This window comes from Streptomyces sp. NPDC032822, assembly GCF_055578825.1.
In genome coordinates, this window is record NZ_JBVIOL010000005.1 from 484,031 (window position 1) to 500,830 (window position 16,800).

At 70.2% G+C, this 16,800-nt stretch carries 13 protein-coding genes and 1 pseudogene; 2 read left to right on the top strand and 12 right to left on the bottom strand.

What is annotated here, in order from left to right; translation table 11 throughout:
• From ACZ5VD_RS17685 to ACZ5VD_RS17710, 6 genes are all read right to left on the bottom strand, one after another.
• Positions 1–2,025 (bottom strand): beta-galactosidase, encoded by a 2,025-nt coding sequence (locus ACZ5VD_RS17685; RefSeq protein ID WP_468548240.1) that lies wholly within the window; start codon positions 2,023–2,025, stop codon positions 1–3.
• Positions 2,022–2,705: a hypothetical protein gene (locus tag ACZ5VD_RS17690; protein WP_468548241.1), complete on the bottom strand. Its 684-nt coding sequence runs from the start codon at positions 2,703–2,705 to the stop codon at positions 2,022–2,024. The genes ACZ5VD_RS17685 and ACZ5VD_RS17690 overlap by 4 nt, the downstream gene beginning before the upstream one ends.
• Positions 2,706–2,805: 100 nt before the next feature.
• The gene (locus tag ACZ5VD_RS17695; protein WP_468548242.1) at positions 2,806–2,967 is read right to left on the bottom strand and encodes a hypothetical protein; all 162 of its coding nucleotides are present in this window, start codon (positions 2,965–2,967) and stop codon (positions 2,806–2,808) included.
• On the bottom strand, positions 2,964–4,619 hold the full coding sequence (locus ACZ5VD_RS17700) for an ABC transporter substrate-binding protein (RefSeq protein WP_468548243.1): 1,656 nt from the start codon (positions 4,617–4,619) through the stop codon (positions 2,964–2,966). Before ACZ5VD_RS17700 ends, ACZ5VD_RS17695 begins: the two co-directional genes overlap by 4 nt.
• Positions 4,620–4,716: 97 nt before the next feature.
• Positions 4,717–5,589 carry a carbohydrate ABC transporter permease gene (locus tag ACZ5VD_RS17705; RefSeq protein WP_468682690.1) on the bottom strand — a complete coding sequence of 291 codons (873 nt, stop codon included), beginning with the start codon at positions 5,587–5,589 and terminating at the stop codon, positions 4,717–4,719.
• A 2-nt stretch (positions 5,590–5,591) separates the two neighbouring features.
• The gene (locus ACZ5VD_RS17710; protein ID WP_468548244.1) at positions 5,592–6,578 is read right to left on the bottom strand and encodes an ABC transporter permease; all 987 of its coding nucleotides are present in this window, start codon (positions 6,576–6,578) and stop codon (positions 5,592–5,594) included.
• Positions 6,579–6,826: 248 nt separating this feature from the next.
• Between ACZ5VD_RS17710 and ACZ5VD_RS17715 the strand changes: the two genes are divergently transcribed.
• Positions 6,827–7,816: an acetylxylan esterase gene (locus tag ACZ5VD_RS17715; protein WP_468682642.1), complete on the top strand. Its 990-nt coding sequence runs from the start codon at positions 6,827–6,829 to the stop codon at positions 7,814–7,816.
• 91 nt (positions 7,817–7,907) lie between these two features.
• On the opposite strand, the gene ACZ5VD_RS17720 is transcribed toward ACZ5VD_RS17715, so the two are convergent.
• From ACZ5VD_RS17720 to ACZ5VD_RS17730, 3 genes are read right to left on the bottom strand one after another with little or no spacing between them, the layout of a single operon-like run.
• On the bottom strand, positions 7,908–8,405 hold the full coding sequence (locus ACZ5VD_RS17720; RefSeq protein WP_468682643.1) for a hypothetical protein: 498 nt from the start codon (positions 8,403–8,405) through the stop codon (positions 7,908–7,910).
• Between the two features lie 44 nt (positions 8,406–8,449).
• Complete coding sequence (locus tag ACZ5VD_RS17725) at positions 8,450–9,799, bottom strand: hypothetical protein (protein ID WP_468682644.1); 1,350 nt, start codon at positions 9,797–9,799, stop codon at positions 8,450–8,452.
• Positions 9,796–10,200 (bottom strand): hypothetical protein, encoded by a 405-nt coding sequence (locus tag ACZ5VD_RS17730; RefSeq protein ID WP_468682645.1) that lies wholly within the window; start codon positions 10,198–10,200, stop codon positions 9,796–9,798. The genes ACZ5VD_RS17725 and ACZ5VD_RS17730 overlap by 4 nt, the downstream gene beginning before the upstream one ends.
• 427 nt (positions 10,201–10,627) lie before the next feature.
• On the opposite strand from ACZ5VD_RS17730, the gene ACZ5VD_RS17735 reads away from it, so the two are divergent.
• Positions 10,628–10,981, top strand: a complete 354-nt coding sequence (locus ACZ5VD_RS17735) for a DUF4333 domain-containing protein (protein WP_468682646.1) — start codon at positions 10,628–10,630, stop codon at positions 10,979–10,981.
• Positions 10,982–11,198: 217 nt separating this feature from the next.
• Here the strand turns inward: ACZ5VD_RS17735 and ACZ5VD_RS17740 are convergent, their stop codons facing one another.
• From ACZ5VD_RS17740 to ACZ5VD_RS17750, 3 genes and pseudogenes are all read right to left on the bottom strand, one after another.
• Positions 11,199–14,528: a GH92 family glycosyl hydrolase gene (locus ACZ5VD_RS17740; protein ID WP_468682647.1), complete on the bottom strand. Its 3,330-nt coding sequence runs from the start codon at positions 14,526–14,528 to the stop codon at positions 11,199–11,201.
• Between the two features lie 363 nt (positions 14,529–14,891).
• Positions 14,892–15,986: a lytic polysaccharide monooxygenase auxiliary activity family 9 protein gene (locus tag ACZ5VD_RS17745; protein WP_468682648.1), complete on the bottom strand. Its 1,095-nt coding sequence runs from the start codon at positions 15,984–15,986 to the stop codon at positions 14,892–14,894.
• 279 nt (positions 15,987–16,265) lie between these two features.
• A pseudogene (locus tag ACZ5VD_RS17750) lies at positions 16,266–16,731 on the bottom strand (protein kinase domain-containing protein); the annotation flags it as partial.
• Positions 16,732–16,800 lie beyond the last annotated feature (69 nt).

Here is a 16,800-nt window from a genome sequence, read left to right on the forward strand (position 1 = left end):
CTACCGGAGCCGCAGGATCACCGTGCCCAGGGGGTCGAGGGGCAGGGGCTCGCCCTCCTCGGTCCGCTTGCCGGTCAGGAGGTCGGTGGCGGTGGCGTGGGAGGTCAGGCGGACCGGTTCGGCCGTGTGGTTGAGGAGGAAGTGCAGGCGGCTTCCGTCGGGGGCCACGCGGGTCGCCGTCTCCACGCCCGGCTGGTCGGCGTAGGGGCCGAGCAGCCCGTGCCGGGCCAGGACGCGGCGGACCACCCAGTCGACGCCCGGCTGGTCGAGGGCGGTGGCGACGTACCAGCCCTCGCCCCCGCTCGCGCCGAACCGGTTGCGGGTCACCGCCGGGGTGCCCGCGTAGAAGTCGGCGCCGTACGTCCCGACCGGCTCGGCGCCGCGCGGCTGCACGATCTCGAAGACGAGGCGCGCCGCCGCCCGGAACTCCCCGAGTTCTATCGGCTGTACGACGTCCTGAGGGCGGGAGTCCCATTCGTCGACGCGGATGCCCATGAGGGGGGCGAGGGGGCCGGGGACGTCGGTGAGGAAGGCGCGGTCGTGGGTGTCGACGCGGCCGGAGAGGAAGGTGGTCAGGACGGTGCCGCCACGGGCGGCCACCGCTTCGAGGCGGGCGGCGAGGTCACCCTTGACCATGTGGAGGACGGGCGCGATCACGACGTCGTAGGCGCTGAGGTCGGCGGTCTGCGGAATCACGTCGACGTCGGCGCCGGCCTCGCGGGCGGCCCGGTAGTAGGCGTGCACGGTGTCCTGGTAGCGGACGAGGCGGGAGGGGCCGTCGGAGATCTCCAGGGCCCACCAGCTGTCCCAGTCGAAGAGCAACGCGGTGCGGGCGGGGGTGCGGGCGCCCAGACTCGCGTCCGAGAGCAGCTCCAACTCCCGCCCGAGTTCGGCGACTTCGCGGAAGACGCGGGTGTCGTCGCGGCCCGCGTGGCCGATGACCGCGCCGTGGTACTTCTCGCTGGCGCCGAGTGAGGCGCGCATCTGGAAGTACAGGGCGGCGTCGGCGCCGTGGGCGACGGCCTGGAAGGTGGCGAGGCGGAGTTCGCCGGGGCGGCGCAGCGGGTTGACGTCGCGGCAGGCCATGGTGGACGGGGTCTGTTCCATCAGCCAGAACGGGGCACCACCCTTGAGGCCGCGCATCAGGTCGTGGGCGAGGGCGGGCCAGGTCGGCGGGGCGTCCAGGGGCGGGTAGTTGTCCCAGGACGCGAAGTCGAGGTGGGGCGCCCAGCGGTGGTAGTCGAGGGGGCCAAACATGCCCATGAAGTTGGTGGTGACGGGGGTGTCCGGGTCGTGGGCGCGGATCACCTCCTTCTCGGCGAGGAAGCAGCCGAGGAGGGCGTCGGTGGTGAAGCGGAAGTAGTCGAGTGTGGTGCCCTGGAAGGCGGTGTGGTCGGGGCCGCGCCAGTGCTCGGTGAGGGCGCTCGGGGGTTCGATCTCGGCCCAGTCGGTGTAGCGGTGGGACCAGAAGGCGGTGCACCAGGCGTCGTTGAGGGCGTCCAGGGTGACGTACCTGTCGCGCAGCCAGGCGCGGAAGGCCTCCGCGCACAGGGCGCAGTAACAGGTACCGCCGTACTCGTTGTTGATGTGCCAGGCGAGCAACGCCGGGTGCTCGGCGTACCGTTCGGCCAGGCGCCTCGCCATGGCGGTGGCGAGGCGACGGTAGGCCGGTGCGCTGGGGCAGAAGTTGTGGCGCTGCCCGTAGCGGTGTCCGCGGCCCTCGAAGTCGGTGCGGTTGACCTCGGGGTACTTCTTCGCGAGCCAGGGCGGGAGGGCGGCGGTGCCGGTGGCGAGGCAGACCCGGCGGCCCTCGGCGACGGCACGGTCCAGGATCCGGTCGAGGACCGTGAAGTCGTAGGTGTCCTCGGCGGGTTGGGTGAGCGACCAGGAGAAGACACCGACGGTGAGGGTGTCGATGCCGGCCCGGGTGAACAGCCGGTGGTCCTCGTCCCGGACCTGCTCCGGCCACTGCTCGGGGTTGTAGTCACCGCCGTACGGGATCTTCGGGGTGCGGGGCGGGGTCATGCGGTGAAGTCCTCCTGGGTCTCGGCGATCACCTGGCGGCCACTGTGCAGCAGGGACAGCAGCAGCGGGGCGGCCAGCAGGGCGGGCAGGGCCTCGGTCAGCAGGGCGGTGAGTCCGGCGGTCAGGACCAGCAGCGAGGCGACGCCGAGGGTGGCGCGGCCGTGCCGGAACAGGAAGTACCCGGCGAGGCGGGCGGTGTCGCGGGCACGGAAGGTGAAGAGGGAGGTGAGCAGCAGCGCGTGCGCGCCCCACAGGAGGGAGCCGGCGCCGATGGCCGCGAGCAGGACCGCCCACCAGCCGGGGAGGCCGGTGGCGGTGAAGTGGGTGAGGGTGAAGGCGATGAGGGTGAGCCAGGCGAGCAGCGGCGCCCACAGGGCCAGCGCCGGGAGGGCGTTGAGCCGCCAGCCGCGCCGGTAGGCGCGGGCCGGATGGAGGTCGGTGAGGTCCCGGTCGCGGTGGTGGAGGGCATACAGGGCGGCGGACAGGGCCGGGCCGAGGGGCAACAGGCATACGGCGGCCAGCAGGAGGTTGGCGGCGTCGGGGCCCACCAGCAGCAGTCCGGCGAGGCCCGGCGAGGCGGCGGCCAGCAGCAGTGCCTCGACGGTGAGGAGGGTGTGGATCAGTGCGGCGGCCCGGGAGAGGGTTCCCGCGCCGAAGCCGGCGGACGTGTGCGTGCTCATCGTGGGTCCCTTCCGAGCAGCCGCCGTTCGTCCGCCCGGGGCGGTGTCTCGTCCTCGACGGGGGTCACCTCGACGAGCGTGATCTCGTGGCGGCTCAGTGTCAGGTCCAGGTCCACCCGGCCGTCCTCGGCGGGCAGTCGGTGGTGCCGGCGGGCGGGCTCGGCGGCTTCGTGCGGGACGTCGATCCGGTGCGGGCGGCGCCGACGCGGTACCGCCCGGTGTCGGAGAGTGCGCCGCTCGACCCGGCGGGCCCACGGATCACCCGTTCTCCTTCTTGAACCGGTCCTTCGCCTTGTTGTGCAGGTCGACCAGCCGGTCCATGTTCTTCGCCTTCAACTCGGCGACGTAGTCGTCCCATTCGGACAGCGGGCGCTTGCCGAGGGCGAACTTGAGGGTGTTCTGCGTGACGTGATCCCTGAGCGGGGTGTCCCAGAGCGTCGCCTGTTCCTGCTCGAAGGACTGGAGCGGGTGGGCCGGGTCGATGGGCAGCTGTTCGCGCTGGGCCATGGCGGCCTGGAACTCCTTCTCGTCCGGGCTGAACGAGGAGGAGACCAAGGCCCAGCTGCCGCCGTAGGTGAAGACGCCGTTGAAGAAGCCGTAGTCCTTCTGCAGGTCCTTCGGGGCGTCCGGGTCGGAGCCCATCAGGCTGATGCCGGGCTCCAGCTCGTACCGGTCGCCGGACTCGGTGTAAGTAACGCCCTGGACACCCCACTTGCAGAACTTCTGGCCCTCGTCCGAGTACCAGAGCCAGTCCACGAACTGCATCATCGCGACGAAGGTGTCGCTCTTGAGCGCCTTGCTGGAGATCATCACGCCGTTCTCCAGCCGGGTGCCGCCCAGCACCACCGGGCCCGCCGGGCCGAGCGGCACCGGCAGCATCTCGATCTTCGCGCCCTTGACCTGCTTCTCCAGGTTGTAGCGGTAGTTCTGGACCAGTTCCTGCGGGTTGGCGCTGATCGCGAAGGACTTCTCGGCCAGCAGTTTCTGCACCGCCGCCTCGTCGGTCTGGGTGAAGCTCTCCGGGTCCATGAGCTTCTCGGCGACCAGTTTCCTCAGGAACCCGACCACCTGGCGGTAGCCGTCCTGCGCGCCGGTGAAGACGAACTTCTGTGCCTTGCTGTCGAAGCTGAGGTTGTCGTACGTCCAGCCGGCCTTGACGCCGTACGACTGGCCGAGGTAGCTCATCAACGCGCCGACGGGAAAGGCGGTGTTGGTGCTCCAGCGGTCGGTGAAGGGGTAGCGGTCGGGGTACTCCGCCCTGAGCGCCTTGAGGACGTCGTACACCTCGTCCCAGGTGGAGGGCAGGCTCAGACCGTGCTGGTCGAGGACGTCGGTGCGGAAGGCCAGCGAGTAGCCGGACTTGGCCTTCTCGTGCAGGCCGGGCAGCAGGTAGTACTTGCCGTCGGACTGGCGGAAGGAGTCGAGCTCGGGCTCCAGGCTCCACTTCTTCACCTTGTCCCGGAAGTTGGGCATCAGGTGCACGTAGTCGCTGACCGGGAGGATCGCGCCGGAGGACACGAACGCGGCCTCGGAGGGGTGGTATGTCTTGGGGATCAGGAACGGGGCGTCGCCCGCGCCGATGAGGACACTGCGCTTCTTCTCGTAGTCGCCCAGCGGGACGTCCACGGGCTTCAGGGTGACACCGGTCCGCTTGGCGACCTCCTTCCAGAACAGCCAGCCGCTCTTGGTCGGGTAGACCGGGTTGTTGTTGTGCAGGAGCGAGAAGGACAGCGGCTTGGCGGCCTTGAACCGCTGGCCCGCGCGGTACTCCTTCATCGCGCCGTTCCGCTTCTTGGACAGGTCCTTGGAGTCCCCTCCGTCGTCACCGCTGCCGCAGCCGGTGAGGGTGGCGAGACCGGCGAATCCCGCGGCGGCCAGGATCTGACGCCGCGACAGCTCTCCTGCGTTCTTCACGGATACTCCCTTGTTCCGTAAGCGATGTGAGGAGGCGTCAGCACACGACCACGGGCGCCGGCCCTGGGTCACGGGCGTCGGCCCTTGCCCGGGGGCCTCAGCCCTTGACCGCGCCGAGCATCACGCCCGAGACGAAGTAGCGCTGGACGAACGGGTACACGCACAGGATCGGCAGCGCGGTGAGCACGATGGTGACCGCCTGGATGTTCGCCCCGACCTGGCTGAGCTGCTCCGTCGCGGCGCCGGCGTTGCCGCCTCCGGTGGCGCCCGAGATGAGGTTGCGGAGGTAGACGGTGACCGGCATCAGGTCGGTGCTGTCCATGTACAGGAACGCGGCGAACCAGGAGTTCCAGAAGGCCACCGAGTAGAAGAGGATCATCGTCGCGACGACCGCCTTGGACAGCGGCAGCACGATTCGCAGCAGGATGCCGTACGTACTGAGGCCGTCGATCTCCGCGGCCTCCTCCAGTTCGGAGGGCAGGCTCTCGAAGAAGGCCTTCATCACCAGCAGGTTGAAGACGCTGATCGCGTTCGGGATCGCCAGCGCCCAGATGGTGTTCTTCATGCCGAGGCTGCTGATCAGCACGTAGTTGGGGATCAGACCGCCGGTGAAGAACATGGTGAACACGGCGATGCCGACCAGCAGACCGCGCCCGCGCAACTGCTTCTTGGACAGGACGTAGGCGTAACAGGTCGTCAGAACCATGGCGACGACGGTGGATACGACCGTGTAGAGCACGGTGTTGCCGTAGTTCCGCCAGAACATCGCGTCCTGAAAGACGATCTTGTACGTGGTGAGGTTGAAGCCCTTGGGCCACAACGTCACCTCGCCGGACCGGATCTGGCGTTCGCCGCTGAAGGACCGCGCGACGATGTTGACGAACGGGTACAGGGTCACGAGCACGACCAGGGTGAGGATCACCCCGTTGACGCCCCGGAAGACGCGGTAGCCCCGGGTGGGGCGGTGCACGCTCACCACAGGCTCGTCCCCACGGTGCGCCGCGAGAGCTGGTTGGCCGACGTGATCAGCACCAGGCCGATGATCGCCTCGAACAGGCCGATGGCGGCGGCGTAGCTGAAGCTGTTGGACTCGACACCGCTGCGGTAGAGGTACGTGGAGATGACGTCCGCCTTCGGATAGGTCAGCGGGTTGTACAGCAGCAGGACCTTCTCGAAGCCGACCGCCAGGAACGTGCCGATGTTGAGGATCAGCAGTGTGATCATGGTGGGCCGGATGCCGGGCAGGGTGACGTGCCAGATCTGCTGCCAGCGGTTGGCTCCGTCGATGCGCGCGGCCTCGTACAGGTCCTCGTCGATGGTGGTGAGCGCGGCGAGGTAGAGGATCGTGCCCCAGCCGGCGGTCTGCCAGACCTCCGAGCCGACGAAGATCACGCGGAACCAGTCCGGTTCCTGGATGAACCGGATCGGATCGTGGCCGAACCAGCCCAGCGCGTGGTTGACCGGGCCGTCGGTGGCGAGCATCTGCAGGGTGATGCCCGCGACGATCACGATCGACAGGAAGTGCGGAAGGTACGACACCGACTGCACGAACCGCTTGAGCGAGCGTCTGCGCACCTCGTTGAGCAGCAGGGCCAGCACGATCGGGATCGGGAAGCAGAAGACCAGCGTGAGCCCGCCGAGCCACAGGGTGTTGCGGAACACCTGCCAGAAGGTCGGATCGGTGAGGAACATGCGCACATAGCGCAGCCCCACCCACTGCTCGCCGAAGATCGAACCGCCGGGCTCGAAGCGCCGGAAGGCGATGACGTTGCCGATCATCGGCAGATAGCGGAAGACCAGGAAGAACAGCAGCGGCAGGACCGCCAGCGAGTACAGCTGCCAGTCGCGGCGCAGGGTGCGCCGCCAGCCGGTACGCGCGGACGGCCGGCGGGGGGCCGCCTTCACCGGCGGCGACTCCTGGGTGCCGGGCGGTGGGGCCGACGTGGTGGAGGTGCTCATGCTCGGTCCTCTCGGGGAGGATACGCGGAACCGAAACTTTCGAGCTCTTACCGGTAACTGCGCGGCAACTTAAGGCCCCTCAGAAAGCGCTGTCAATGGGTGCTGCGGCAGTCTGTCGGCGCATCTGCCGTACGTTGAAACCCATTTGCTCTGGGTAGGACCCAGTGACCCGCACCCGTCCCCTCCTCATCCGCGCCCACCCGGCGTCGCAAGTTTCTGGATATCGACCGACTCCTGCGAGGTGTGCCGTGCCCGCGTTCGACCTGCCCCCGAGAGAGCTGGAGCACTACCGGCCGGACCTCGAAGAGCCCGCCGACTTCGACGAGTTCTGGCACGGCACCCTGAAGGAGGCCGCGCGATCGGACCCGGTGGTGTCGGCCCGGAAGACGGAGAACGGTCTACGGCTGACCGAGACCTGGGACGTGACGTTCCGCGGCTTCGCCGGCGATCCGGTCCGCGCCTGGTACAGCCGGCCCACCGGGGCGGGCGAGGCGCTGCCCGCGGTCGTCGAGTACGCCGGGTACGGGCGCGGGCGCGGCCTCCCCCACGAGCGGCTGACCTGGGTAAACGCCGGGTACGCGCATCTCCTCATGGACAACCGCGGCCAGGGCGACCAGTACGGCTGCGGCGGCGACACCCCCGACCCGTACCCGGTCGCCCCCGGCGGCCCCGGCCCCGCTGTCCGCGGCCTGCTCGCCCCGCAGGACTACCACTACCGCCGTCTCGTCACGGACGCGGTCCGCGCGGTGACCGCCGTACGCGCGCTGCCGGGCGTGGACGCCTCCCGCACCGTCGCCGCCGGCAACAGCCAGGGCGGCGGACTCGCCCTGGCCGTCGCGGGGTTGGTGCCGGATCTGGCGGCCGTCCTGGTCACCGCGCCCTTCCTGTGCGGCATCCGGCGCGCACTCGACCTCACCGACGCGGCGCCCTACGGCGAGATCACCGCGTACCTGTCCGTACACCGGGGCGCCGAACAGGCCGCCTACCGCACCCTGTCCTACCTGGAGGGCATCTCCTTCGCCCGCCGCGCCCGGGCCCCCGCCCACTTCGGCGTGGGCCTGCGCGACACGGTGTGCCCACCGAGCGGGACGTACGCCGCGTTCAACCGCTACGGCGAACTGACCGGCACCGCCCCCCACAAGGAGATCCACGCCTATCCCCACAACGGCCACGAGGGCGGAGACGCCGTGCAGGTGCGCCGCCAACTTGACTGGTTGGGGGCACTGTTGGGTGGGTGATGCGTCTGATGCGGGAGGCTTCGGGGCGCCTGCCGGGCGCGCCGGGACAGCGCCCTTCAACTGCGACGCGACGGAAATGACCGGCCAGTCGCTACGAAGCCGTGCCGGTGTCCGGGCGGACCGTGCGCACGAAGTCCTGGAAGTCGCCGAGGACATGGGGGTGCTGCGACGCGGTGGCGGTCAGGACGAGGCGCATCACGACGCGCTTGCGCGGATCGGCGACATCCGGCATGGACAGGTACACCTGAGACTGGACGAGGTCGCGGTACACGCCGCCGACGACGGTCGAGACCGCCAGCGTCTGGATGAGGCCGGGTGCATCCGGCGAGCCGATCTCGCGGTGGTCGGTGACTTCGACCGACCTGGCGGCCTCGCCCAGTCGTTCCACAGACGCACGGGCGATCTCCGACAGCGTTGCCGCGTCCGGGCGGTAGTCGCCGTCGACGGTGATGTTCGCGGTGAATCCGGCATCCGGTCGCGGGTGCCGCGCGACGAACGCGGCACCCGGCGCTCCGACGTCGTCCGGCGGTTCGGGGCGCCAGTCGTCCGGCAGTTCGAACTGGATCGGCACGGGCAGGACGGTGGGCATATCGGGTCATCCTTGCTGAGGCGGTGGTTCCGCGGGAGTGTGCGTCAGAACAAGCTGGTGACCCCGTCGGCTACCCACCCGGCGGCATCCCCCACCGCGTCGGCCGCGGATCCCGCGGTGTGGGCGATCTTCTCCGGGTCGACAGTGACCTCGAAGCCCGCAGCGCCGCCGAGGCCGGGGGAGGCACCCACCTTCGGGGTCCAGCGCCATGTTCCGCCGGCATCTTTGCTGAAGTTCAGGTTCGCCTCCGCGCCAGGACCGGCCCATCCCTCGACGGTGCCGCCCACCCCGATCCCCCCGACGTCCGCTCCGGCCGAGAGACCTCCCTTCGCACCCGCGAACACCCCGGCGCCCAACTGCACGCCATCGGTACCGATCCCCGCGTTGGCACCGGCCTGACCGCCCGCCATACTCTCCGCCCTCCCGTACACCCCGACGGGACCGAGGTCGACGCGTCCCTTGGACGAGGCTTCTCCGCCCGCCATGGCGACTGCTTCGCCCCGCATCCCCTCGTTGGTGATGCCGCCGGCCGCGGAGCCCTTGGCGCCCGCATAGGCCTCCGCCTCCCCCGCGAGTTCCATCCGGCCGTCCGTGAGCGCGCCCTGAGCGGTCGCACGGCCGAGGTCGGCGTGCGCCTCGGCCTCGCCCAGCTTGCCGGCCCCGGTGTCAGGGCCGGTGACCGATGTACCGACACCGGGGCCGGATGCCTCGGACCCGCCTTCGGAGATCCATCCACCGGTCTTCGCAGTGGCTCGGGGGTCCGGCATGCCGGCCTTCGCCAGATCACCCACGGCCGAGCCGTTGAACCCGCCGATGCCGATGCCGTCCATCGAGACATCGCTCGTGGCACGGGCCAGTGCCCGCTTCACGCTCTGGTCGGCCGCGTCGACGGCCCTGACCGCTTCGGCGATGTCATCGGTCCAGCCCCGCGCCTTCTCCCGGGCGGCAGCCAGCAGCCGGGAGTGGCCGGGGTCGTGGTGAAGGGCGTGCTTCTCCTGTTCGGAGAGCTTCTCGTACCCGACGTAGCTCGCCCTGCCTGAGGCATCGACCTTGTAGTCCTGATCCTCAGCGTCCCGGACCAGGTCCTTGACCGCCTTGCGCAGACGGGTCAGCTCGATGTGCGCATCCGTGAGCAGACTGGCGACGGCCTCCGCCTCCGCCCTCGCCGCCCCGAACTCGAAGGCCGTGGCCGAGGCGTACTGCTGGTGCGTGCCGTGGGCAAGACCCTGCCAGTTCCCGTTGTCCAACACGGACCGCACGTGCTTCTCGTAGTCGGTCCTCAACTCACCGAAGCGCTCCCCCATCCTCTTCCACGCCTGGGACACGTCCGCGAGCGGGGACAGACGGATCGTCATCACGTCGTGGTAGTTGAGCGTCACGGTCGCAGCCGTCACATTCCGTCGAGGCTGCTCGGTGCCCGCACTCCGGCGACCTGCGCGCCGATGGCCGCGTCCTGGTTCTGGAGGATGTTCCTCGTGCCGTGCAGCCCGCTCAACTCCGTCCGCAGCCGCCCCATCAGCCGATTGACCTGCCCTTCCCAGACGGTCAGAGCATCGGAGAGTCCTTGGTCCGAGGCCCAGCCGGAGAATCCGTGCAGCCCGGTGTCCCGCTTCGTGAAGGGGCTCACCGTGGCCGCCGGGGAGAAGCCGGGCAACGACGACGCTCCGCCACCGTCCGCCATACGGCCGGCCGACTGGGTGTCCGGCATCAGTTGCTCTTCCAGGAACTTCGCCGCGCGCACCTTGTCACTCGGCGAGCTGGCGAGCGTCCGCTCTCCGCCGTTCCCGGACCTCATGGGCAACCCCCGTTGCGTTCAGGTCTTGTCCGCTTCACGCCCGACAGGCGCCCCACAGAAGATCACCGCGCACGGTACCGACCGTTCCCGCCCCCTACCGGCCCCTCCGGACCTGGACACTCCCCCGCACAGAACCTGGGCGAGATCACCCGCAGGTGAGGAACGGGGGCGCCATCAGCCACCGAACAGAAGTACGCAGAGTGAAGGGAGCGTGAGGCATCGCCGGTTGCTCCCTCCGGGCTGACGCGCAGGCAGTCCCCTGGACGCCGGGGCCGAGCCCGGCGAAGGGCACCCGGGAGGAATCGCCGCTACGGCCTTCGGCTCGTCCGCCTACGTCCTGGGAGACCATCGGCGACCCACCCGGCGCGGTTCCGCCACGTATTCTGTCCGGCGTCTTTCTGCCTTGATCACCACTGATGGAGCCCTCATGGCCACGGCCCGTTCGTCCGCTGCAACGTGGTGCCTCTCGGTCGTGGCCGTCGGCGTGCTGCTCGTCGGCTGCTCGGCCTCGGTCCATGTCGGTACGTCCACTCCGAAGATGTCTTCGGACAAGCTGGCCACGACGCTGTCCGAGAAGCTCGCCGCCACGACGGGCCGACCGAAGCCGGACATCACCTGCCCGGATGATCTCGCCGGGAAGGTCGGCACCACCACCCGTTGCACGCTCACCGCGGACGACGGCAGCACCTTGGGCGTGACTGTCAAGGTGACCTCCGTCGAGGAAGACCAGATCAACTTCGACTTCCAGGCCGACGGCGCCGCTTCCCCTGCGCCCAGCTGACAGCGACCTCTTTCGACCCGCGGTCACACGAGTGAGGATCGGTTGCGGGTGACTGCGAGCAAGCGCCCAGAGCACACCAGCGATACGGTGCGTGCCCTGGCAGCCGACGCCGTCGGGACGTCCATGACGCGGGTGTTGTCGAGGAGGATGTCCGGCGCCGGACGTCGGTACCCGAAAGACACGTCCCGGCGCCGACTCGACGGGTCAGCAGGGGCGTTCAGCCCACCGCCACCGTGAACACGTGCAGGTTTCGGTCCTTGGGCAGTCGGACGGCCGTGATGGTCTTTCCCTGCGGGGCCGTGAACGGCTTGGTCGCGAAGACGTATGTGGGGACCGGGTCCTGGTTCGCGCCGGCCACGTTCCGGTGTGTGGTCCGGGCGACGACCTGGTTGCCGTACTGGACGCTGCCGCCGCCTCCGCCGAGCGTCCAGTCGGTGAGGGCGAGGTCGACGGTGTCGGTGCTGCCGTCGCTGTAGGTGACGGTGGCCTCGGCGCGGCGGCTGCCGTTGACCGCGCTCCCGATGAAGGACAACTCATGCGTGGGCGAGGTGAGTTGGATGAGTTGTCCGGCCGTCGAGGCGTTGTCGGGGCGGCCGGGTGGCGAGGCCGGCCAGGTGAAGGCCAGGCCGGCCGCCGCGCCCCGGGCGCCCGGGGTCAGCCCGGCCGCGGCGAGCGCCTGGCGGGAGTAGCTCCGGCCGCCGCCGTCGTAGTCGGCCTCGGTGGGGGCGCCGGAGTCGTCGGAGACGCCGACGGTGTCGTAGGCGGCGAGGAGGGTGCCGGGGGCGGCCACCCTCAGGGACACCGGTTGCTTGTACGACGAGCCCCGCGTGGTCACCGTGACCTTCACGTCGTGGAAACCCTGCGCGGCGTCCGCGGCCGAGGTCAGCGTGATCTCCCGGGTGCCGTCGACGACCGTTCCTTCGGGGGGAGTTGCCGTGATGCCGTCGGGTGCCTCGATACGGAATCGGACCTCGGGGCCCTGGCCGGCGTTCATCGACAGGGTCCGGATGCGGACCTTCGCGCTCTCCCCGGGCGCGATCGTGGCCGTGACCGGGTCGATGCTGACCTGGTAGGGCTGCTCCCCGTCCCGGAAGGACGGCGGGGCGTCGGCCGGCGTGCTCCCCCACACCTTGTCGGGCGTTTCGGAGAGTGTGTAGTCGAGCCTGCCGCCGTCCCGCACGAGGGAGCCGGGCAGCCAAGACCGTTCGTGTGAACGGCCGTTGAGCTTCAAGGAGTGGATGTACGGGGCTGCCGCACCCGCTCCCTCCGCGTGGACGGAGATGTCGCCGCCGCTCGGGCGGTCGATCTCGATGCGCGGGAACAGCGGTGAGGCGAGGGCGAGTTCGGCACGGGAGGGCACCTGCGGGTACATGCCGAGCGCCGAGAAGACGTACCAGGACGACATCGCGCCGAGGTCGTCGTTGCCGGGGATGCCGCCGGGTGCGGTGGACCAGAGGGTGCGCATCGCCGCCCGTACCGTCTCCTGCGTCTTGTAAGGGGCGCCCGCGTAGTCGTACAGGTAGGGCACGTTGAGGGACGGCTCGTTGTCCAGCTCGGCCTTCTCGCCGCCGCTGCCCGTGAAGGCCCAGTCGCCGTCGCCGTCGTGGAAGAAGGCGTCGAGGCGGGTCAGTGCCCTCTCCCGGCCGCCCATCGCCGCGAACAGGCCCGCCGGGTTGTGCGGGACCATCCACGTGTACTGGGCGGCCGTCCCCTCGACGAAGCCGTTGCCGGTGGCCGGGGTGAATCCGGCGGCCCAACCACCGTCCGCCCCGCGGTCGGCGATGTAGCCGCCGGTCGGGTGCGCGGCGATGTCGAAGGTGTTCTGCCACCACTGGGCGCGGGCCGCGAAGGTCTCGGCGGTGTCCTCGCGGCCTGCCGCACGGGCCAGTTCACAGAGCGCGAAGTCGGCTCCGGACATCTCCAGCGTCTCGGCGGCGCCGCCCCAGGCGTTGGACGCGGACGGCATGTAGTGCGACGCCAAGTACCTGTCCAGGGAGGGGCGTTGACCGACCGAGAGGACCGGCTTCCCGGCCGGCGACAGGTCGTGCCGGGTGGGTACGGTGGCCGCCCTGACAAGCGAGTCCAAGGCGCCGCCGAGGTCGAAGTCCGTGCCGCCGAAGGCGTGGATCCCGGCCAGGGCGAGGGGCGAGGGGTCGCCGTTCATGACGTGGGTGCCGCCCGCGCCGTGCAGCCAGCGGTCCCAGACTCCGCCGTTCTGCCGGGCGAGTTCGTACAGCGACTGGGCGATGTCGGAGCCGGTGTCCGGGTCGAGCAGCGTGAGCAGTTGCACCTGGTCGCGATAGACGTCCCAGCCGGAGAAGGTGCCGTACTGGGCGCGGTGACCGTGGGCGACGGCGTGCCCGCGGCCGTCGGCGCCCCGGTATCGGCGGTCGACGTCACTGATGACGTTCGGATGCAGGAGGGAGTGGTAGAGCGCGGTGTAGAAGGTGGTGCGTTCGTCGTCCGTGCCGCCGCCCACCCGGATCGCGTCCAGTCGCTCGCGCCAGGCCCGGCGGGCCGCGTCCCGCACCGAGTCGAAGGAGCGTCGCGGCGGGTTCTCCACGGCGAGGTTGGCCTCGGCGCCGGCCCTGCCGACGTACGAGATGCCGACCTTGACGCCGATGGGGCCCGCGCCCGGCTCGAACTCGACGTATCCACCGGCGCCCTTGCCGGCGACGGGCCGTCCCCCGTTCGCGAAACCGCCCGTGCCGCCGCGCGCGGAGGTCGAGCCCGGGCTCAGCCGGGCGTCCTGCCAGGTGCCGGTCGCCTTGAAGGGGCGGTCGAAGCGGGCGATGAAGTGGACGGTGTAGTAGGCGCGTCGACCCTCCGGGTCGAGATACCCGCAGAAGTTCCCGGAGGTGACGGAGCCGGAGACCGTGCGGGTCGCCGGGTCGATCTCGATCGCCGAACCGGTCGATCCCACCTCGGAGTTGGCGGTGCGGATCAGCAGGGAGGCGGGCTTGCCGTCCGGGTAGGTGAATCGGGCCGAGCCCGTGCGGGCGGTCGCCGTGAGGTCGGCGGTGATGCCGGAGGCGAGGCCCACCTTGTAGTGGCCGGGCTCAGCGGTCTCGTCCGCGTGGCTGAAGTCGGCGGCGTACACCGCGTCCTTGGTGTCGCTCGCCGGGGACGTGGTGACCTCGCCCGGGAACGGGAAGAACGGGATGTCACCGCTGCCGCCCGCGCACCCGGTGCCGGACATGTGGGTGAGGCTGAAGCCGCGGATGCGGGTGGCGTCGTAGTGGTAGCCGCCGGGGGCGGCGGTCCGGGTGGCGTCACCGCGGGTGTTCTCGGGGCTGAAGGAGAGCATGCCGAACGGGACGACGGCCCCCGGGAAGACATTGCCGCCGTTCCCGGTGCCGATGAGCGGGTCGACGTGACCGGTGGGGTCTCCCACCAGGCCGGACGGCGCGGCGGGGGCGGGGGCGGGGGTGGCGAGCGCCGGTGCGGGGAGAGTGGGGGCGGCGAGTACGGGTGCGGCGAGTGCGGGGGTGACTCCGGTCGCCGCGAGCAGCGCGGCGGACAGCAGGGACACGGGACGGAAACGCATGACGCGGCCCCTCCTCCTTCGGACGGGTCGCGCACCACAGGTCGCACAAGCCGCGGGGACAGTAGCGTGCGCCACCCGTACCACGGACGAGGGCGTACGGCTGCGGGGGCACGCGGTCACGGCACCCGCACAGCCCAGTGACCCACCCGATTGACATCGTTGTCCGACGGAGCGGTACAGTCAGGTGCGGGCTGTTCGGACAACGTTGTCGAAGCAACGTCACCACGCGGTCGCACCACAAGCCGTACCCCCCGGCCGGACGGACTCCCCCCTCGCCCGGCCGGCTCGCGGACCCGGTGGCACACGCCACCGGGTCCGCCCCGAGCAGGGGTTCGGGTGCGGGTGAGGACGGCCGGTCCGGACTCAGCCGACCCGGCAGGGAAGTGTCGTCGCCGTATCACCGCCGGAGCCGGAGACGACGTAGCCGAACGTCGCGCTCTCCCCCGGATCGAGTGAGCCGTTCCAGTCGGCGTTGTGGACCATCACCGCCTGGCCGTTGTACGTCGCGCTGCCGCTCCACAGACTCTCGACCTTCTGGCCGCCCGGCAGCGTCCAGTCGACCATCCAGCCCAGCATGGACACATCGCCGGAGTTGGTGACGGTCACCTCGGACTGGTAGCCGCCGCTCCAACTGCCCGTGGTCCTGCGGGTGGCCGAGCAGGCGCCCGGCACCGGTTCGCTCGGGTTGCCCGGCTCGTGGATGCCGGTGACCTCGCCGTTGCCGCCGTCGAAGACGACGTCGGAGCAGGAGTAGAAGGTCTCGGCGCTGTCCGAGCGCTGCCAGACCATGTAGATGAGGTGGCGTCCCGACTTGCCGGTGGGAAGTTGGCCGTTCCAGGAGTAGTTGGCCTCGACCGTGCCCGGGCTGCCGTTGAGCGGCGGGTGATCGACGCTGAGGAAGGGCCGCTCCTCCATGTCGTCCCAGGTGAGGGGCTGGGTCGGGTCGAAGCCGTCCTTGGTGACGTAGACGTAGAACCAACCCGGGTGCGCCGCCCAGGCGTTGTACGAGAAGTCGACGGACGCGCCCGAGGTGAGGTGGGTGAGCGGCCAGTCGCTGCGGGCCGCGTTGAAGCCCGTGAAGTTGGCGTTGCCGCCGCTGCACAGCTGTCCGTCCGGCACGAAGCCGCGGGTGCGGCCGGCTCCGTCCGAGCGCAGCACCGAGAACCAGTTGTAGAACGGCGTGGTGCCGCTGACCTGTTGGGCGTTCTTGCACGCCGGGTTGACCGGCTTGATCTCGCCGGTGTCGGTGAGTCCGTCCTGCCAGCACAGGAAGGTGCGGCTACCGGGCTTCATCGGGGTGCCGTGGGCCTCCGCCTTGCCGCCGGCCGTGACGACCAGGCTGAGCGCCGGGATCGTCGCGAGCAGTGCCACGAGGACGAGGAAGAGGGCTCTGGCGCGGGTGGGGGACAGTAACCGGCGCGGGAAGTCGGGAGATCCCGGCGTTCTTGTCGTGATCATGACAGATCAGTCCGTTCCTGAGGTACGGGCCGTGGGGTTACGCGTGTATGGGTGCGCAGACATGGGGTGCGGGTGCGTTGGATCCCGGGTGCGTGGAAGTGGATCCTGGTGCAGGGATGCAGATACAGGTGCAGGTGCACGCATGCCGATGTGCGGATGGCGTTGCATGTTGCGGATGCGGCGGGCGGAAGCGGCCACGGAGCGGGTTCCGGTCCACCGAATGGGAGCGCTCCCACCCACCTCCTGGGGAAGCTAGCGCCGTATGGCTCAGTTGTAAACGCCTGACGCACGAAGGTGGTCGTTGTTCGGCTTCGGGTCCCGGTGCACCACGCCGGCCCGTTGGATGTCCCGCAGCGCCTCCACCGACCCCAGGGTCAGGGTGCGCATCTCGCGTCCGCTCAGGGCCCCCTTGCTCGGCAACGATGTCCTCCAGCGTGTGGCCGGGCACGAACAGCGTGGCCATCCAGGGCAGTTCGGCGTCCGGGTCGGCGTCCACCACGGGGGCGGTGAAGGCACCGCTCACCCGCCGGGGTGCCGCGACCTCCTGTCGGCAGCGGGTGCGGAAGCGGGTGCGGAACTCCTCGTCCTGCGCGTACTGGGCGTGTACGACCCTGACCGCGACCTGGCGTCCGGAGGCGGCGCGGGCCGGGTGGACGACCCCCATGCCGCCGCTGCCCAGCCGTTCGAGCAGGTCGTAACCGCCCATGGACCCGATGGGCTTCGATTCCCCGGTGCCCATCGGCATGTTCCGGTCGCCCGTCCCGAGTCCCTTGCGTCGCACGGCTGTTCAGGCACATCGGACCAGTGCCTCGTC

Bases quoted from the DNA above. Each gene is read 5' to 3' on its own strand.
- ACZ5VD_RS17685 (WP_468548240.1), bottom strand. From the start codon at position 2,025: ATGACCCCGCCCCGCACCCCGAAGATCCCGTACGGCGGTGACTACAAC.
- ACZ5VD_RS17690 (WP_468548241.1), bottom strand. From the start codon at position 2,705: ATGAGCACGCACACGTCCGCCGGCTTCGGCGCGGGAACCCTCTCCCGG.
- ACZ5VD_RS17710 (WP_468548244.1), bottom strand. From the start codon at position 6,578: ATGAGCACCTCCACCACGTCGGCCCCACCGCCCGGCACCCAGGAGTCG.
- ACZ5VD_RS17720 (WP_468682643.1), bottom strand. From the start codon at position 8,405: ATGCCCACCGTCCTGCCCGTGCCGATCCAGTTCGAACTGCCGGACGAC.
- ACZ5VD_RS17730 (WP_468682645.1), bottom strand. From the start codon at position 10,200: ATGAGGTCCGGGAACGGCGGAGAGCGGACGCTCGCCAGCTCGCCGAGT.
- ACZ5VD_RS17735 (WP_468682646.1), top strand. From the start codon at position 10,628: ATGGCCACGGCCCGTTCGTCCGCTGCAACGTGGTGCCTCTCGGTCGTG.
- ACZ5VD_RS17740 (WP_468682647.1), bottom strand. From the start codon at position 14,528: ATGCGTTTCCGTCCCGTGTCCCTGCTGTCCGCCGCGCTGCTCGCGGCG.
- ACZ5VD_RS17745 (WP_468682648.1), bottom strand. From the start codon at position 15,986: ATGATCACGACAAGAACGCCGGGATCTCCCGACTTCCCGCGCCGGTTA.